Here is a 15,294-nt window from a genome sequence, read left to right on the forward strand (position 1 = left end):
GATGAAATCATTCCGGATTTTTTTTCTGATGGTGTGGGCGATGTTATGCGCATCGCCGGCCCTCAGCGCAAGCTGGGTCGATAGCCTGAGAGAGGGTCCGTATGTGCTGATGATTCGGCACGCTGACGCGCCTGGCTTTAGTGATCCGCCAGGATTCAAGATCGGAGATTGTTCGACACAGAGAAACTTGGGCGAGCGTGGTCGTCAGCAAGCACGGGATTTAGGCCTTTGGCTCAAGCAGCAGGGCATCGATTCCGCGCAAGTGTTGAGCAGCGCCTGGTGTCGCTGTGTCGATACAGCAACGCTACTGGCAAAGGGTCCTGTGACGATTGAGCCCTCGCTTGGTTCTTTTTTTCAAAACGTCAGTGAATCAGGTCCGCAGACGGCGGCGCTTCGCGTTTTGCTTGCTGACCGACTCAAGGGGTCTGTACCTCGCAAACCGCTGATCCTTGTCACGCATCAGGTCAATATTTCCGCCTACACCGGTGAGTCTGTTGGGCAAGGGGATGTGATGTTGGTCAAGGTTGGGCCCCGGGGCGAATACCTTTCGCATCGGTCTATTTCTGTTTCCCAAGCAAACTAAGCTCAACTCAGCCTAAATGCGGCGATAATGGCGACACTTTTGAGCGCGTGTTGAGGGAAATGATCGGTATGACCGAGCAAACGATATATTTGTGGAAGGCATTTTTTTTAGGGATCGTCGAGGGCATCACTGAGTTTTTGCCGATCTCCAGTACAGGGCACCTGATACTTTTTGGTGACTGGATCAATTTCGAATCCAACGAAGCCAAGGTCTTTGAGGTAGTGATCCAGCTGGGGTCGATTCTGGCGGTGGTGTGGATCTTTCGCCAACGTCTGTTTCAAATGATCAGAGGCACGCTTCGGCTGGAGCCCGTCGAGGTGGCTTTTACCCGAAATCTCTTGATTGCTTTTTTGCCATCGGCGATCGTGGGGCTCTTGTTCATCAAGGCCATCAAAGCCTTGTTTTTCCATCCAGGTGTCGTGGTGGTGACACTGGTGCTGGGGGGGCTGATTATGTTGTGGGTCGAGCGCCGCCGTCCAGCCAACAGCGCGCTGGACAATGCCAATCAAGTCCAAACACTTGAAAAAATAACCTGGAAGCAGGCGCTGGTTGTGGGTTGCGCGCAATGTCTGGCGATGATCCCAGGGACCTCGCGTTCAGGCGCAACCATCATTGCTGGCATGTTGTCTGGTATCCAGCGAAAAACAGCGACTGAGTTTTCCTTCTTTTTGGCGATGCCAACCATGCTGGCTGCCGCTGTCTATGATTTTTATAAGCATGCGCATTTGCTCACTCAGCAAGATACGCTTGCGATCGCTGTGGGGTTTGTCAGTGCGTTTGTCTGCGCGCTGCTAGTTGTGCGCGCCATTCTGGTATTTGTCTCGCGGCACACCTATCGTGCGTTCGCCTGGTATCGCATCGCACTGGGCTTGGTGGTGGGTGCCTGGCTGTGGCTCTAAGCCTATAGGTTTTAGTTTTAACAAATAATAAAGGAGAGAGAGGATGAGGTTATTCAGCTATCTGGACAAGAACAATCAAAAACGCGTGGGCGTGCTCAAGGCTGCGGGTTCGCAGGAGTTCGTGGATCTGGCCGCCACCGATGCGACACTTCCCAAGAGCTTGCTGGAGTTGATCGCGACGCCTGGCGCCATGGAGCGCGCAAAAAAGGTTTCTCAAAGCGCCACGGCAGTGACTCAGTCACTCAAAGATGTCCGCTTCATTCCACTGATTGATCGCCCCAGCAAAATTGTCTGCCTGGGTTTGAATTATGCCGATCACGCAGCCGAAGGCGGTCACGCACGTCCCGAGTACCCCAGCTTCTTTATGCGTGGACCGAGCTCGATGGTCGGACATCTGGAGCCCATGATTCGTCCAAAAGCATCTGATAAATTTGATTTTGAAGCAGAGTTGGCGTTTGTGGTCGGCAAGGCCGGACGCCATTTAACAGCTGAAAATGCGCTGGATCATATTGCTGGTTACAGCGTGTTCAATGATGGCAGCTTGCGCGATTATCAACGCAAATCTACCCAGTGGACGATCGGTAAAAACTTTGATGCGACCGGTGCCTTTGGTCCCTGGTTGGTGACCCCTGACGAGTTGCCTCCCGGTGCGGATGGCCTGCGTATCCAGTCGCGTTTGAATGGCCAGGTGATGCAGGATGCCAATACCAAGAGCTTTTTATGGGGTGTTGTCGAAACGCTGGTACTGATCACCGAGTGCATGACGCTCGAGCCTGGCGATGTTGTCATTACCGGTACACCGGCAGGTGTAGGCTACGCCAGAAAGCCGCCCGTGTTCATGAAGCAAGGCGATACGATCGAAGTTGAAATCGAAGGCGTGGGACTGTTGAGTAACCCTGTCGTGGACGAGAAATAAATTATTCGCTCCACAAAAAAGGGGACACTATGGTGTCCCCTTTTGCGTTGCGCCACAGGAGGTGACGAATCAGACTACGCCCTGTTCCTGGAACTTGGCGATTTCCTCGGCTGAGTAACCGACTTCTGCCAGGACCTCTTGCGTGTGCTCACCCCATTGAGGCGCTGTCGTCACGACATCCGCAGGAGTCCGGCTCAGGACAGCAGGTTGCGTAATGAACCCCTTTTCCTTGCCTGCCTTGTCTTTGACCATTTTCGCGATGTTGGCTTGCTTGACGTGTTTGTCAGCGAACATTTGCGGAACGTTGTAGACCGGACCAGCAGGCACGCCGGCATTGTTGAGGGCTTCGACCCAATATTCGACAGGTTTAGTTTTGAATACCTCGCTCAGGAGCTTGTTGCAACGGGCGCGGTTGGCTGTACGTGTTTTTTCATTCGCAAAGTCCGGATCGGCAATCCACTCGGGATGTCCGACGAGTTCGCATAAGCGTACCCAGTTACCCTGACCTGAGGCGCCGAGGTTGAAGGAGCCATCGCTCGCTTCAAATAAGCCCATGGGCGTAGACGTGGGGTGATCATTGCCGGCTTGCCCTGCAACATCTCCCTCGTTGAGGTAACGCGCAGCCTGGAAATCCATCATGGCGATTTGGGCATGCAGCAGCGAGGCGTGCACCCATTGTCCCTTGCCTGAACGCTCACGCTCCAGCAGAGCCGTCAGGATGCCGATGCCGGCATACAGACCCGCACTCATATCTGCAACAGCAAGACCTGCACGCACTGGACCTTGGCCCGGAATACCGGTGACAGACATCAGCCCGCCCATGCCTTGCATGATCTGGTCAAAGCCTGGACGAGAAGCATACGGACCCTCTTGGCCAAAACCTGAAATACTCGCCAGAATGATGCGTGGATTGACCTTGGCCAGAGACTCGTAATCGATACCGAGTTTCTTCTTAATGTCAGGACGCCAGTTTTCCACGACGACGTCGGCTGTTTTGACCAGACGCATCATGATGTCGAGTGCGCCGGGTTTTTTAAGATTGAGCGTCATTGCCCGCTTGTTGCGGTTGAGGTTTTGAAAATCACCCCCTTCGCGATTGCCTGCGAACATCCCTTCATTGGGATCAACGCCTTTGGGAGGCTCGATGCGGATCACATCCGCGCCGAAGTCAGCGAGCAGTCGCACGCAGTTTGGACCCGCGCGCACGCGCGACATGTCAAGAACACGAAGGTTGGAGAGAGCGGATGAAGCCTGAATTTTAGACATGGTTTTTTTATAGGTGTTGAATAAAGGACTGCCTGTTTTATATGTTGCTTTGAGAATTATTGCAAGAGATACTAGGGGCCTTAAAAATATAAAGACAATGGTTACTTAAAGGGACTTTCATGGCCGAGTTATTGATCACTAAAAAAGCAGCGGTTGGAACGATTACGATCTCCAATCCCAACAAAATGAATGCGATGTCCGTGCAGATGTGGATGGATTTACCCAAAGCGATTCGCGCTTTTGACGCCGATCCAGAGGTTCGGGTCATCGTGATCACCGGGCAGGGAGAAAAGGCTTTTGTGTCGGGTGCCGATATTTCCCAGTTCGATACTTTGCGCAGCTCGCCACAAACACAAAAGGACTATGAAGACGCCGTGGCCGACTCGATGATCGCGCCGCTCGAGTGTTCAAAGCCGGTCATCGCCAAGATTCGAGGCTTTTGTTTTGGTGGCGGATTGGGTTTGGCGGCAGCTTGTGATATCAGGATTTGTTCTGACAATTCGACTTTTAGAATGCCGGCTGCGCGCCTGGGTCTGGGCTATGGCCATACCGGGATCAAACGCTTCACTGATGTGATTGGTCTAGCCAACGCAACGGATATTTTCGTGACGGCACGCCGTTTCGATGCGGCAGACGCCTTGCGCATGGGGTTTGTTTCGCGTGTGTGTTCAGCCGAAGAAATTGATAGCGTCGTGGATCAATATACTCAGGCTATTTCAGAAAACGCCCCGCTGACGGTGGCGGCGAGTAAGTTTATTGTGCGTCAGGTGTGCGCGCATCCTGCCGAGCAGGATCTTGCACGCGCCGAGGAAATGGTCAAAATCTGTTTCGCCAGCGAGGATTTCAAAGAAGGACGAGCCGCTTTCATGGAAAAGCGGCCCGCACAATTTAAAGGTCGTTGATGAGGGGAAAACGCTGATCAGGCGTTTTCCCTTTTAGGAAATTGCATCAGCAAGATCGCCACACCCTCTGCACTCGATTCGATGGCGGGTGCGGCTTCATCCGGAGCGACAAAGACCAGCGAGCGTTCGCTCGCCTGTTCTCCGTTGATTTGGCATTGGCCGCGCATCACGAGCCAATATTGGCCTCGACCGGTGTTGGGAGAGGGGCCGGTGATCGGCGTTTTGCCTGTCGTCTGATATAGCGTGCACAGCAGCCCATCTTCCTCGGCAGGGACGATGATCTGAGTCAGGACACCTTCGATGTGCTTGGGACCCTCGGCATCGCCAATCAGCGCGGGAATCGCACCCAGACCATGCCGGTATGATTTCGTGCGGCCCTTGAGGGCCTCACGGTGTTCAGGCATCCAGCGTGCGCCAGGATCCCAACCATTTCGTAACGTGTAGTACTCGACACCAGTGTGGTCTGCGTGAATTGGTGCATAGGGTGTGAACGCCATGGCATAGTGCACGGTCAGACCTTCAATAGGTTTGATGCCGAACTTGCCTTCACCTGACATGAAAACTTGAAACTGGTCGGCTTGATGGTAGTGACCAGGAATCATGCTGTTCGCACCTTGCTCAACCAGAAATGCGATTGGTTCGAGTGGTGGGGGAAAGGCCTCGGGTGTTCTGGGAGGCAGGCCTTTTGCGCGGCGTTCAACAGAATTGATGCCTACATAGGATGAAATCCAGGTGTCAGTCCCATTCGGTAAGCGATAGTGATGGCGTTCATTGCGCGCTTGCTCTTTTGTGACAACGTTCGTCATGAATGAAAGATCTCCAGTTTTATTTAGAAGGTCTGCGCCGCCAGGCGGAAACTTTCCGGAACGGCAACGGGGCGCTGGGAGGCACGATTCACGCAGACATGCACGAACTGGCCTTGTGCGGCGGCCTCATCTGATTCGTCATTGAATACGGCGACTTCATAAGCGATCGAGCTGCGACCTAGGCGTCCGATTCGAACACCGACTTGAATCACGCCGGGCGAAGAGACCTGACGAAAATATCGACATTCGGAAGCGACGACCAGTGTTTGATATTCGCCAGCCAGGACTGTTCGCATCGAATGATGCATTAAAAAGCCATCGACAGCCGTATCGAAAAAGGAATAGTAGTGCGCGTTATTGATATGGCCGTAGGAGTCGTTGTCCGCCCAGCGTAGCGTAATGGTTTCAAAGTAATTGAAATCACGTCGCAAGAGTGGTGACGCACGTTTGGTGTCTGCAGTCTGATCATTCATCGCAAAATTCAGTCTTGGTGTGAGTGTTAAAAATTTTAATCAGGCTGGTCTGTATTTTGTGGAAATCAGGCAAAGCGCAACAAATACGCTCAGACCTAGCCCCCAGGATAACCAAAGCACATTCGAGCCCCAGTCGGTGAGCGCCAGTCCGAATAAGAAGGGTGCGGCGGCTTGCGCAAATTTAGAGGGCATCATCAGCCACCCCTGCCTTTGTCCATAACCCTTTGTACCAAAAATCGCGAGGGGCAAGGTGCCGCGGGCAATAATCAGGATGCCGTTTCCGATACCGTGCAGGATCACAAACGCCATCGCGAAGGGCGCGCCAAAGGCCAGCAACAATGCACCGCCCACAGGATGCGTGAGCGCCGCCAGGCGAGTGCTGATCAGAGGGTGCCACCTGCGCATAAAAAAGAAATCGATCAAACGCCCCAAAACCTGGGAGGGACCGACCAGCGAGCCGATGGTAAAGGCCAGGGCAAGAGGTACGCCCATGCCTTCGAGCATGCGTGGCATGTGGATCATCAGGCCCATGCCAACGAAGGAGTTGGCGGCGAACACAAAGGCCAGCAAAAAAGCTGTGACCTTGCTGGGAATCGGCGCGGGGTCGGCTGGATTTGGCGGGGGCGATGCTGCGGTGGTCGCTGCGGTTACAGATGCGGTTACAGATGCGGTTACAGATGCGGTGGCAGATGCAGTGACGGTTGCAGAGGGGTTTTTGGAGTTGTCCTGAGCCGAATCTTTCTGGAGCGCGAGTTCCGCGCTCGGAGTCAAAGGACTCGGCAGTAACGCATTGAGAGGTAAACCGACCAATATGTGGACGCAGGCCCAAAACCAACATACGCCACTCCAGCCGAGCTTGGACTCGACGTAGACAGAGACCGTCCACGCAACAAAACTCGCGAAACCGGCGATCAGAGTGACGCCGGTGATGGGATTGCGCGAGCTTTTGCCAAACAACCGCACAATTGCCGAAAAAGCGACCTCGAAAAGCCCTGTGGCCATCCCCAGACCCAGTATGGCATAGGCGAAAAGCACGGACCACATGCCTTGAGCAAAGCCCAGACTCGTGAGTCCGAGTGCGAAGATCACATTGGACAGCATCAGCACGGGGCGTCCGCCAAAGCGATCCACGAGTTTGCCAGAGATGGGCCCCGCTAAAGCCGAAACACCCAGCGCTACGGAAAAACCGGCAAACAAAATGGCCGGGGACAGCGAAAGCTCCTGGCTCGCGGGCAGCGCGATGACGGCGGGAAGATAGTGCGCGCCGGCGCTAGCAATGACTTGGGCCGCGCCGGTGACGCTGACAGCGCGATAGATACGGGAGGACATCGGATTGTTTAGACTGTCTCGGGGTTATTTTTTCCTTATTATCCACTTTAAATGACTTAAAAAAACCTCGCGCGGGCGAGGTTGTGCGATTGAGTGCCAAGCTTTAAGCTTGGGATGTCCTTTTTCTAGTGAGCCCCCCATGAGCCGTCAGCAAGCCATTGATTTAGCCACCGCCTATTTTGATCAAGGTCAGTTTCAGGCCACCCTTGAACGCAGGGTCGCGATTCCGACGGAGAGTCAGGAGCCGGGCAAGATTCCGGTGCTCACTTCTTATCTCACCGATGAGCTCACGCCTTTGCTGACCAAGCTGGGCTTTGACTGCAAAATCGTACCGAATCCGATCGAAGGAGGGGCGCCTTTTCTGGTTGCGCGCCGGACCGAGCCGGAGGCAAATTTCACCGTATTGACTTATGGGCATGGCGATGTGGTCCGCGGATATGCTCCACAGTGGCACGAGGGACTCGCACCCTGGACCTTGAGCATTCGTGGCGACCGTTGGTATGGGCGTGGCACAGCGGATAACAAAGGTCAACACACGATCAACCTCGCAGCACTCGAGCAGGTCATCACGGCGCGCCAGGGCAAGCTGGGCTACAACGTGACGTTGCTGATCGAGATGGGCGAAGAAATGGGCTCGCCCGGTTTGCGTGAAATGTGCACCCTGCACGGAGATCTGCTCAAGGCTGATCTCTTTCTCGCGTCCGATGGTCCTCGGGTGTCTGCATCGCGTCCAACACTGTTTCTGGGCTCGCGCGGAGCCTTTAATTTTGAATTGCGTTTGAATGTTCGCGATGGCGGTCATCACTCGGGTAACTGGGGTGGTTTGCTTAAAAATCCAGGTATCCGTCTTGCGCATGCGATTGCCTCCATGGTGGATGCGAAGGGACGCATACTCGTACCGAAATTGTTGCCCAGTTCGCTGCCTGACAATGTGCGTCGTGCATTGGCAAACATTCAAGTGGGCGGCGGTCCCAATGATCCTGAAATCGATCCAGACTGGGCCGAACCGGGACTCACGCCAACCGAGCGAGTCTTTGCCTGGAATACGTTTGAAACGCTTGCGTTTAAAACGGGCAATCCCGATGCACCCGTCAATGCGATTCCTGGTTATGCGATTGCCTTCTGCCAGCTGCGGTACGTCGTGGGCAGTGATAATGAAAATTTCCTCAAGCATATCCGTGAGCACCTGGATGCGCATGGTTTTACAGATGTTGAGGCTTTGCCAAGCCGAGGAGAGGCGGCAGAGGCCACGCGCTTGGACCCTGACAATGCCTGGGTAAAAATGGCCGCAGCTTCCATCACTCAGACGACAGGCAAAGACGTGGACGTCTTGCCAAACCTCGGCGGCACGCTGCCCAATGATGCGTTTTCAAAAATCCTGGCGCTGCCAACTGTCTGGGTGCCGCACTCTTATGCAGCGTGTTCGCAGCATGCTCCGAACGAACATATGCTGGGCTCGGTTGCGCGCGAATCCTTGCAACTGATGGCGGGTTTGTTTTGGGATCTTGGCGACAAGGGCGCAAAGATCGCGGCATGAGACGCGAGCGAAGTTGCACTACCAATCGCAGCCTGAATTTCAATTTATCTGGAGTCGGAAGAGATGAGCACACAATTTGATTTGCTGATTAAAAATGCTACGGTGATCGATGGCACAGGAGCGGATCGTTTCAAAGGCGATATTGGAATCAATGGCGACCGCATCGCGAAAATTGGCGATCTCTCAGGCTGTTCGGGAAAAAAAGAAATCGATTTGAAGGGCCAGGTCGCCGCGCCAGGCTTCATCGATGCGCATACGCATGATGACCGCATGATGCTGTCCAGTCCCGAGATGACCCCAAAGGTCAGTCAGGGCGTGACGACCATTATCGGCGGGAACTGCGGCGTGTCGCTCGCACCGATGCCGCGCCCGATTCCGGATCCTGTGACGCCACCTTTGAATTTGCTTGATGATGTGGGTCACTGGTTTAAATATCGCAGCTTCGCGGAGTACCTGGATGCATTGCGCGCTGAACCCTCGACCACCAATCGTGCCATGCTGGTGGGTCATACGACCTTGCGAGTCGCGACGATGGACGATCTGGAGAAGCCCGCCACACCTGCTCAGATCGAGCAGATGCGTGAGCTCGTGGTCGAAGCCATGCAGGCAGGCGCGATTGGCGTGTCGACAGGCTTGTTTTATGAGCCTGCCGTGGCGGCACCCACTGAGGAAGTCATCGAGATTTGTCGCCCTCTCAAAGAATACAACGGTCTGTATTGCACACATATGCGCGATGAGGCGGATGGTGTGATGGACTCGCTCGAAGAGACATTCCGCATTGGTCGCGAGGTGGGTGTGCCGGTGGTGATTTCGCACCACAAGGTGATTGGCGCCAAAAATTATGGGCGTTCGGATGAGACGCTCGAATTCATCCGCAAGAGCATGGCCAAGCAGCCGATCTGTCTGGACTGTTACCCCTATACGGCGGGTTCAACTGTCTTGTCGATGAGCCGAGCGGTGACTTCCGCGCGCGTGATTGTCACATGGTCGAAAACCTTGCCCCAGTATGCGGGTCAGGATCTGGACAAGATCGCTGAAAAAATGGGTGTGACACAAGAAGAGGCCGTCGAGCGTTTGTTACCTGCCGGAGCGATTTACTTTCGCATGGACGAGGGCGATGTCCAGAAAATCATGCAGTTCGGTCCCACTATGATTGGATCCGATGGTTTGCCGCATGACGCTTCTCCGCACCCACGTTTGTGGTCGACCTTTCCGCGCGTGCTGGGACACTACCGCCGTGGTCTGGGACTTTTCTCGCTGGAGACGGCGGTACATAAAATGACGGGACTGACGGCAGTCAATTTCGGATTGACGGACCGTGGTGTATTGAAAGAGGGGGCATATGCCGATCTGACATTGTTCAACGAAGAAACGATCGACGAAGTGGCGACATACGAAAATCCAATCGCCATGGCGCGCGGCATCAACACTGTGATCGTGAACGGCGCCGTGGTCTGGGATCAGGGCAAGGCCACCGGCGCACGACCCGGCCGTGTCCTGTCCCGTCCCGCTGCGGCAAACTGAAAGAGCTTTGAGGATCACGCATGACAACATCTTTACCCACCCTTGACCAGACTCAGCTCTCCAGAGCGATCAGCCTGCTCGACGAGGAGTGGCTGCAGCACGACCCAGACCTCGGTCCGGTCATGCCTCTTGTGCTGGGACGAGGTGTGGGTCAAGACTGGCACAAGGCAGGAACATTTCGTCATCACCTGATTGGTGTGGCGCGCACGCTGACGCTATGGCAACAGCCCAAACATGTTCGTCAGTTGGGGCTGTTGCACAGCGTGTATGGAAATGCGCATGTGGATTTGATGAAGTTTGATCCTAAAAGTGAACGCGGCCGTTTGCAAGAGGCGGTTGGTGAGGACGCTGAACGCTTGATCCATTTGTTTTGCGTGATGTCGCGGATCGAGTTTTTGGGCGAATTGTTCAAGGGAAACCTGAAAAATGACGGAAGCTTAATCATTACGCTTCAGGGCGCGCCTTTTGAGTTGTCCGCCCGCGATGTCGCAGCCTTCATTGTCGTGAGCATGGCTGACATTTGCGAGCAATGGTATAGCTGGCAAGATGACATCTATATGGGCTATCCGGATTACAAAGCCCAGCCCGCCCAGCAGCATTGGGCGGCGGCGCTTTGGCCCGGGCCCATGCGACCCACGACTTATCGCTGGGGTCAGATTTCGCGTTTAGGTCATTTTTTGCAACATCCTGCCCTGAAAAATCAATTGCCTCAGCCGCCCGTGTTTGATCACGGACGTCAGGTGATGGCGCCCGGTGATGAGGCTGCTGCTGCGGCTCTGTACTGGTCGGTTATGCAGCAAAGCCAGCCGTTGATGTCATCGGCCGCGACTGCGGCGGTGCTGGAACAAGCCATCAAGCTCAACCCTTGGGTCGCCGAGCCTTACATGGTGTTGTCGCAGCTACATATGACCGAGCGCAATTTTGATTTGGGTCGACAGTATGCCGAGGCTGGCGTGCAAACTGCGGCTTGCTGGGGAAATTCCTGGGATAAACGTATCGGTTGGGATGGCTGGATGTCCTGGGGTCGCGTGCTGCTGCAGTCGGCGCAGAAACGTCAGTGGCCTGAAACACTGAATAAGCTCAACAACGTGGCATTGACGCCCGAGCACTGATCGCGATCCACGAGTTGTTCAATCAGGGCAGTTTCAGGTTCAAAGCTCGACTATTTCCGCAGAACCGCTCATGATCGGTTTGCATAATATTTTGTAGCCATCACTGTCAAAGCTGGGCGCTGTCAGATGCAGCGTCCGTGCTTCTTCGAGCGTCGCGACACTACCCAGATAAAACCAGTTGTTGACGACATGGATTTGTGTCTCGTCATCCAAACGCTCGATCAAGCCGATCGCACCCGGGTAGGGCCAGCAGATCACGCGTGTGTGCGACAAACTTTCAAGCAGTCGCGATCGGTGCGCAGCGCGAGATTCCTGACCATGACAGGCGCCGGCACATCGATTGAGCATCGCGCGAAAGCAAGGTCGATCCCCCGTGAGTTTTTCCAGACCGAGCACACTGAAACATAGCCGTTGTTCATCCGCAATATTCTTTAAAGCTTCGATCGCAGAATGTCGACTGGCATACAGACCATACAAGTCTGGAGTGCTGGAAAAATCGATTTGATTGGAATAAACAATTTCGGGTTGATCGCCATCGAGTCGTACTGAACAGATATGACGACTACGTCGCAACTTGTGATTAAAAAGGGGTTGTTGTTCTTTGATCAGTCTGGCTTCGAGCAAGAGCGCACCGATCTCTCCGGTCGTACGGATAAAGGAGATACTGTGTGTCTGCCGCAACATGCGGGCTTCATCTGCAGTGCGCAGATGAGACATGACGCGCGACCGTATATTGACGCTTTTGCCAATATAGAGCGGCAGATCGCCAGATTCGCCGTGAAAAATATAGACTCCGGGCGTCGTGGGCAGATCGGCGATACGGTCTCGCAAGTGCGTCGGATATTCGTAGCCGAGCGTGGCGTCAAAATCCGGACGTCGCGAATTTCGTTTCATGAGAGGGGTCAGACCTAAGCGGACACGTAGCTGAGCGCGAGCGCCTCTGCGACTCGGATTCCGTCGACACCCGCGGACAAAATGCCCCCGGCATAACCTGCGCCTTCACCTGCCGGGTAGAGACCTTTGACATTCAGACTCTGAAAGTCCGCACCGCGCGTCATGCGCAGGGGTGACGAGGTTCGAGTCTCTACGCCAGTCAACACCGCATCATGCATGGAAAAGCCTTTGATTTGTTTTTCAAAGGCGGGTAGGGCCTCCCGGATCGCTTCGATGGCATAGGCGGGTAAACTGGTGGCCAAATCTGTCAGGTGCACACCCGGTTTGTAAGAGGGGATCACACTGCCGAGCTTTGTCGAAGCGCGTCCCACCAGAAAGTCACCTACGAGTTGTCCGGGGGCTTCGTAGGTGCTGCCACCCAACACATAGGCGTGGGATTCGATTTGACGCTGAAAGTCGATGCCTGCAAGCGGTCCGCCAGGATAATCCTCTGGCGTGATCCCGACGACAATTCCTGCGTTGGCATTGCGTTCGTTGCGTGAATACTGGCTCATGCCGTTTGTCACAACGCGGTGAGGCTCTGACGTTGCCGCAACAACGGTACCACCCGGGCACATACAAAAACTGTAGACGGCTCGCCCGTTACTGGCATGATGCACGAGCTTGTAGTCTGCGGCGCCAATGAGTTTGTTGCCTGCATTCGGTCCGAGCCGCGCACGGTCGATCAGGGATTGAGGATGTTCGATTCGGAAACCGACTGAAAAAGGTTTGGCTTCCATGTAGACGCCCGCATCGTGCAGAACCTTGAACGTGTCGCGCGCGCTATGTCCAAGCGCGACGATGACATGGTCTGCTGCAAGCGTTTCGCCGCTTTCGAGTTGGACAGCGCGGATTTGCTGATTTTGAATATCAAAGCCGACAACTTTTTGTGAAAAGCGAATTTCACCACCTAAAGCGATAATTTCTTCGCGCATTTTTTCAACAACGCCAACGAGGCGAAAGGTCCCGATGTGCGGCTTGGCCACATACAGAATTTCCTCGGGAGCGCCCGCTTTGACAAACTCCCGGATCACTTTGCGTCCGTAAAATTTAGGATCTTTGATCTGGCTATAGAGCTTGCCGTCAGAAAAGGTACCGGCTCCACCTTCACCGAACTGCACGTTTGATTCCGGGTTGAGAATATTTTTCCGCCAAAGTTTCCAGGTGTCCTGAGTGCGTTCGCGAACGGCTTTACCGCGCTCCAGAATAATCGGTTTTAAACCCATCTGCGCCAGAAGCAGCGCGGCAAAGATCCCGCATGGACCAAAGCCGATGACGATCGGGCGTGGACGCGATGTTTGACTTGGCTGTGCGGCGGGTACGACAAATTTATATTCTGTATCAGGTGTCGGCCGAATATGAGGATCGCCCCTGAACTTTTTTAATAACAGCTCAGGTTCTGTCACCTTGACATCAATGGTGTAAATGAAAGTCAGGGCGGTTTTTTTGCGCGCATCGTAGCTGCGTTTGAAAATTTCAAACGACAATAATTGCGCGGGAGTGATACCAAGCCGCTCGATCACAGCTGAGCGCAAGTCAGCTTCAGTGTGTTCGAGTGGCAGGCGTAGTTCAGTAATATGAATCATAGTTAAAGCTGGATTGAGACTGAGCCAATGCCGTCAAACTGGGCGACAACCAAATCGCCCGCCTGGGCTGCAGGGACGCCTGACCAGCTGCCTGTCGTGACGATCGAACCAGCTGGGAGCGTTTGGCCCTTGGCCGTCGCATGTTGCACCCAGGAGGGAATCACCCATCGCGGGTCTTGCATGGAGTGTGTGCCGATAAATTCTAATGGAGCCTGATCACCGATTTTGACGGTACAGCGTTGCTTGGACCAGTCGCGTCGCGCTTCTTGCTCGCCATAGGGTTGCCATTGTCCGACCACCAGGGCACCGTGCGATTGCATGTCCGCGAGCTTGAGCAACGCCTCGGTGTCATTGCCTTGTTGCCAGCGTGAGTCGACAATTTCGATCGTGACAGTAAAGGCCTCGATCAGGGCGTGACCTTGTTCTTGCGTCATGTTCAGTGCTTGTGCCGGGGTGACGGCATGTTTTGTTTTAAAACCAATTTCGATTTCGATCAGCCGCAGATTAAAGTGATGATGACCGGCCTGTGCGGGATTTTTCCAGATTCCGCTATCGAGCAATGCCGTGTTCAAGATCTCGGCCGTCCTGGAGGGGCCGCCTGATTTCCAGTGACGCGAAATCGGAGCCTGTTGCAGTGCCAGCGCTGCAAGGACAATGTCCTGCACGGCCAGGGCCTCGGCGACGCTCTTGAGTTGCCCCATAAAAGGGGTGGCATCAGCCGGCGTCTGCGTGCGTCGTGCGGTCAGCAGTGTTTGAGCAATGGCGTCAATCTGTGGGTTTGTCATGAAAATTCACTTAAGTGTGGGTTATGAAGGATAATCCAGAATTTCCCGTTACTTCTGTTTCGACGCTCTGGCGTCAGACTGTACTTTAAGACGACTCATGGCCCTGCGCGCGACAATCTACAAAGCTGAACTCAATGTGGCGGACTCTGATCGCCACTACTACGAAAGTCACGCCTTGACGCTGGCACGTCATCCTTCCGAAACTGACGAAAGAATGATGGTACGCCTTTTGGCCTTTGCCTTGAATGCACACGAGGACCTTGTCTTTACAAAAGGCATCAGCGATGCGGATGAACCCGATCTCTGGCGCAAGGATCTGACTGGCGCGATCGATCTCTGGATCGAGGTCGGCCAGCCTGACGAACGTCGTATTTTAAAAGCTTGCGGCCGTGCCACCGAGGTTGTGATTTATTGCTATGGCGGACACACCAGCAAGATCTGGTGGGATTCCGTTCAAAACAAACTCGCCCGAACGCGAAATCTCAAGGTGGTTTGCTTGCCCTCCGAGCAAACAAAAGTCCTTGCGACCTGGGCTGCGCGCACAATGACTGTGCACGTCAATATTCAGGATAGCGAGATCTTTGTATCTTGCGATCAAGGCCAGATGTCACTTGAGCAGCAGATCTGGCGCTAACGGCTGGCT

Annotated in this window: 15 protein-coding genes; 8 read left to right on the top strand and 7 right to left on the bottom strand. The window is 54.3% G+C overall.

The features are described from left to right. Position 1: 1 nt before the first annotated feature. The 3 genes from QWY30_RS13240 to QWY30_RS13250 all read left to right on the top strand — a co-directional run bounded on the left by QWY30_RS13240 (position 2) and on the right by QWY30_RS13250 (position 2,398). On the top strand, positions 2-583 hold the full coding sequence (locus QWY30_RS13240; protein ID WP_290241742.1) for a histidine phosphatase family protein: 582 nt from the start codon (positions 2-4) through the stop codon (positions 581-583). 68 nt (positions 584-651) lie between these two features. Then, positions 652-1,482, top strand: coding sequence for an undecaprenyl-diphosphate phosphatase (locus QWY30_RS13245; protein ID WP_290241743.1), 831 nt, complete (start codon positions 652-654; stop codon positions 1,480-1,482). Positions 1,483-1,525: 43 nt separating this feature from the next. Beyond that, on the top strand, positions 1,526-2,398 hold the full coding sequence (locus QWY30_RS13250; protein WP_290241745.1) for a fumarylacetoacetate hydrolase family protein: 873 nt from the start codon (positions 1,526-1,528) through the stop codon (positions 2,396-2,398). A gap of 69 nt (positions 2,399-2,467) precedes the next feature. On the opposite strand, the gene QWY30_RS13255 is transcribed toward QWY30_RS13250, so the two are convergent. Then, entirely contained in the window at positions 2,468-3,664 is a 1,197-nt protein-coding gene (locus QWY30_RS13255; protein ID WP_290241747.1) for a CaiB/BaiF CoA transferase family protein, read from the bottom strand. A 119-nt stretch (positions 3,665-3,783) separates the two neighbouring features. Between QWY30_RS13255 and QWY30_RS13260 the strand changes: the two genes are divergently transcribed. Further along, the gene (locus tag QWY30_RS13260) at positions 3,784-4,566 is read left to right on the top strand and encodes an enoyl-CoA hydratase (protein ID WP_290241749.1); all 783 of its coding nucleotides are present in this window, start codon (positions 3,784-3,786) and stop codon (positions 4,564-4,566) included. Positions 4,567-4,583: 17 nt separating this feature from the next. On the opposite strand, the gene QWY30_RS13265 is transcribed toward QWY30_RS13260, so the two are convergent. The 3 genes from QWY30_RS13265 to QWY30_RS13275 are packed head-to-tail and all read right to left on the bottom strand — an operon-like array spanning position 4,584 to position 7,174. Continuing rightward, positions 4,584-5,372: a hypothetical protein gene (locus QWY30_RS13265; RefSeq protein WP_290241751.1), complete on the bottom strand. Its 789-nt coding sequence runs from the start codon at positions 5,370-5,372 to the stop codon at positions 4,584-4,586. A 23-nt stretch (positions 5,373-5,395) separates the two neighbouring features. Further along, positions 5,396-5,845, bottom strand: a complete 450-nt coding sequence (locus QWY30_RS13270; RefSeq protein WP_290241753.1) for an acyl-CoA thioesterase — start codon at positions 5,843-5,845, stop codon at positions 5,396-5,398. Positions 5,846-5,884: 39 nt separating this feature from the next. Next, on the bottom strand, positions 5,885-7,174 hold the full coding sequence (locus QWY30_RS13275) for an MFS transporter (RefSeq protein ID WP_290241756.1): 1,290 nt from the start codon (positions 7,172-7,174) through the stop codon (positions 5,885-5,887). Positions 7,175-7,313: 139 nt separating this feature from the next. Here QWY30_RS13275 and QWY30_RS13280 point away from each other — a divergent pair, with 139 nt between their 5' ends. From QWY30_RS13280 to QWY30_RS13290, 3 genes are all read left to right on the top strand, one after another. Continuing rightward, a complete protein-coding gene (locus tag QWY30_RS13280; protein ID WP_290241758.1) occupies positions 7,314-8,711 on the top strand; it encodes a M20 family metallopeptidase in 1,398 nt (465 codons plus the stop codon). 63 nt (positions 8,712-8,774) lie between these two features. Beyond that, entirely contained in the window at positions 8,775-10,235 is a 1,461-nt protein-coding gene (locus QWY30_RS13285) for an N-acyl-D-amino-acid deacylase family protein (protein WP_290241760.1), read from the top strand. Positions 10,236-10,255: 20 nt separating this feature from the next. Beyond that, complete coding sequence (locus tag QWY30_RS13290) at positions 10,256-11,347, top strand: DUF6817 domain-containing protein (RefSeq protein ID WP_290241762.1); 1,092 nt, start codon at positions 10,256-10,258, stop codon at positions 11,345-11,347. A gap of 39 nt (positions 11,348-11,386) precedes the next feature. Here QWY30_RS13290 and cho read toward each other — a convergent pair whose 3' ends face one another. The 3 genes from cho to QWY30_RS13305 are packed head-to-tail and all read right to left on the bottom strand — an operon-like array spanning position 11,387 to position 14,651. Beyond that, positions 11,387-12,241: an excinuclease Cho gene (cho, locus tag QWY30_RS13295; RefSeq protein ID WP_290241764.1), complete on the bottom strand. Its 855-nt coding sequence runs from the start codon at positions 12,239-12,241 to the stop codon at positions 11,387-11,389. Positions 12,242-12,255: 14 nt separating this feature from the next. After that, positions 12,256-13,866: an NAD(P)/FAD-dependent oxidoreductase gene (locus tag QWY30_RS13300; protein ID WP_290241766.1), complete on the bottom strand. Its 1,611-nt coding sequence runs from the start codon at positions 13,864-13,866 to the stop codon at positions 12,256-12,258. A gap of 2 nt (positions 13,867-13,868) precedes the next feature. Continuing rightward, positions 13,869-14,651: a fumarylacetoacetate hydrolase family protein gene (locus tag QWY30_RS13305; RefSeq protein WP_290241767.1), complete on the bottom strand. Its 783-nt coding sequence runs from the start codon at positions 14,649-14,651 to the stop codon at positions 13,869-13,871. Positions 14,652-14,748: 97 nt separating this feature from the next. Here QWY30_RS13305 and QWY30_RS13310 point away from each other — a divergent pair, with 97 nt between their 5' ends. Beyond that, positions 14,749-15,285, top strand: coding sequence for a YaeQ family protein (locus QWY30_RS13310; protein WP_290241769.1), 537 nt, complete (start codon positions 14,749-14,751; stop codon positions 15,283-15,285). Positions 15,286-15,294: the final 9 nt, after the last annotated feature.

Source organism: Zwartia panacis, from assembly GCF_030410395.1.
GTDB lineage: Bacteria > Pseudomonadota > Gammaproteobacteria > Burkholderiales > Burkholderiaceae_B > Zwartia > Zwartia panacis.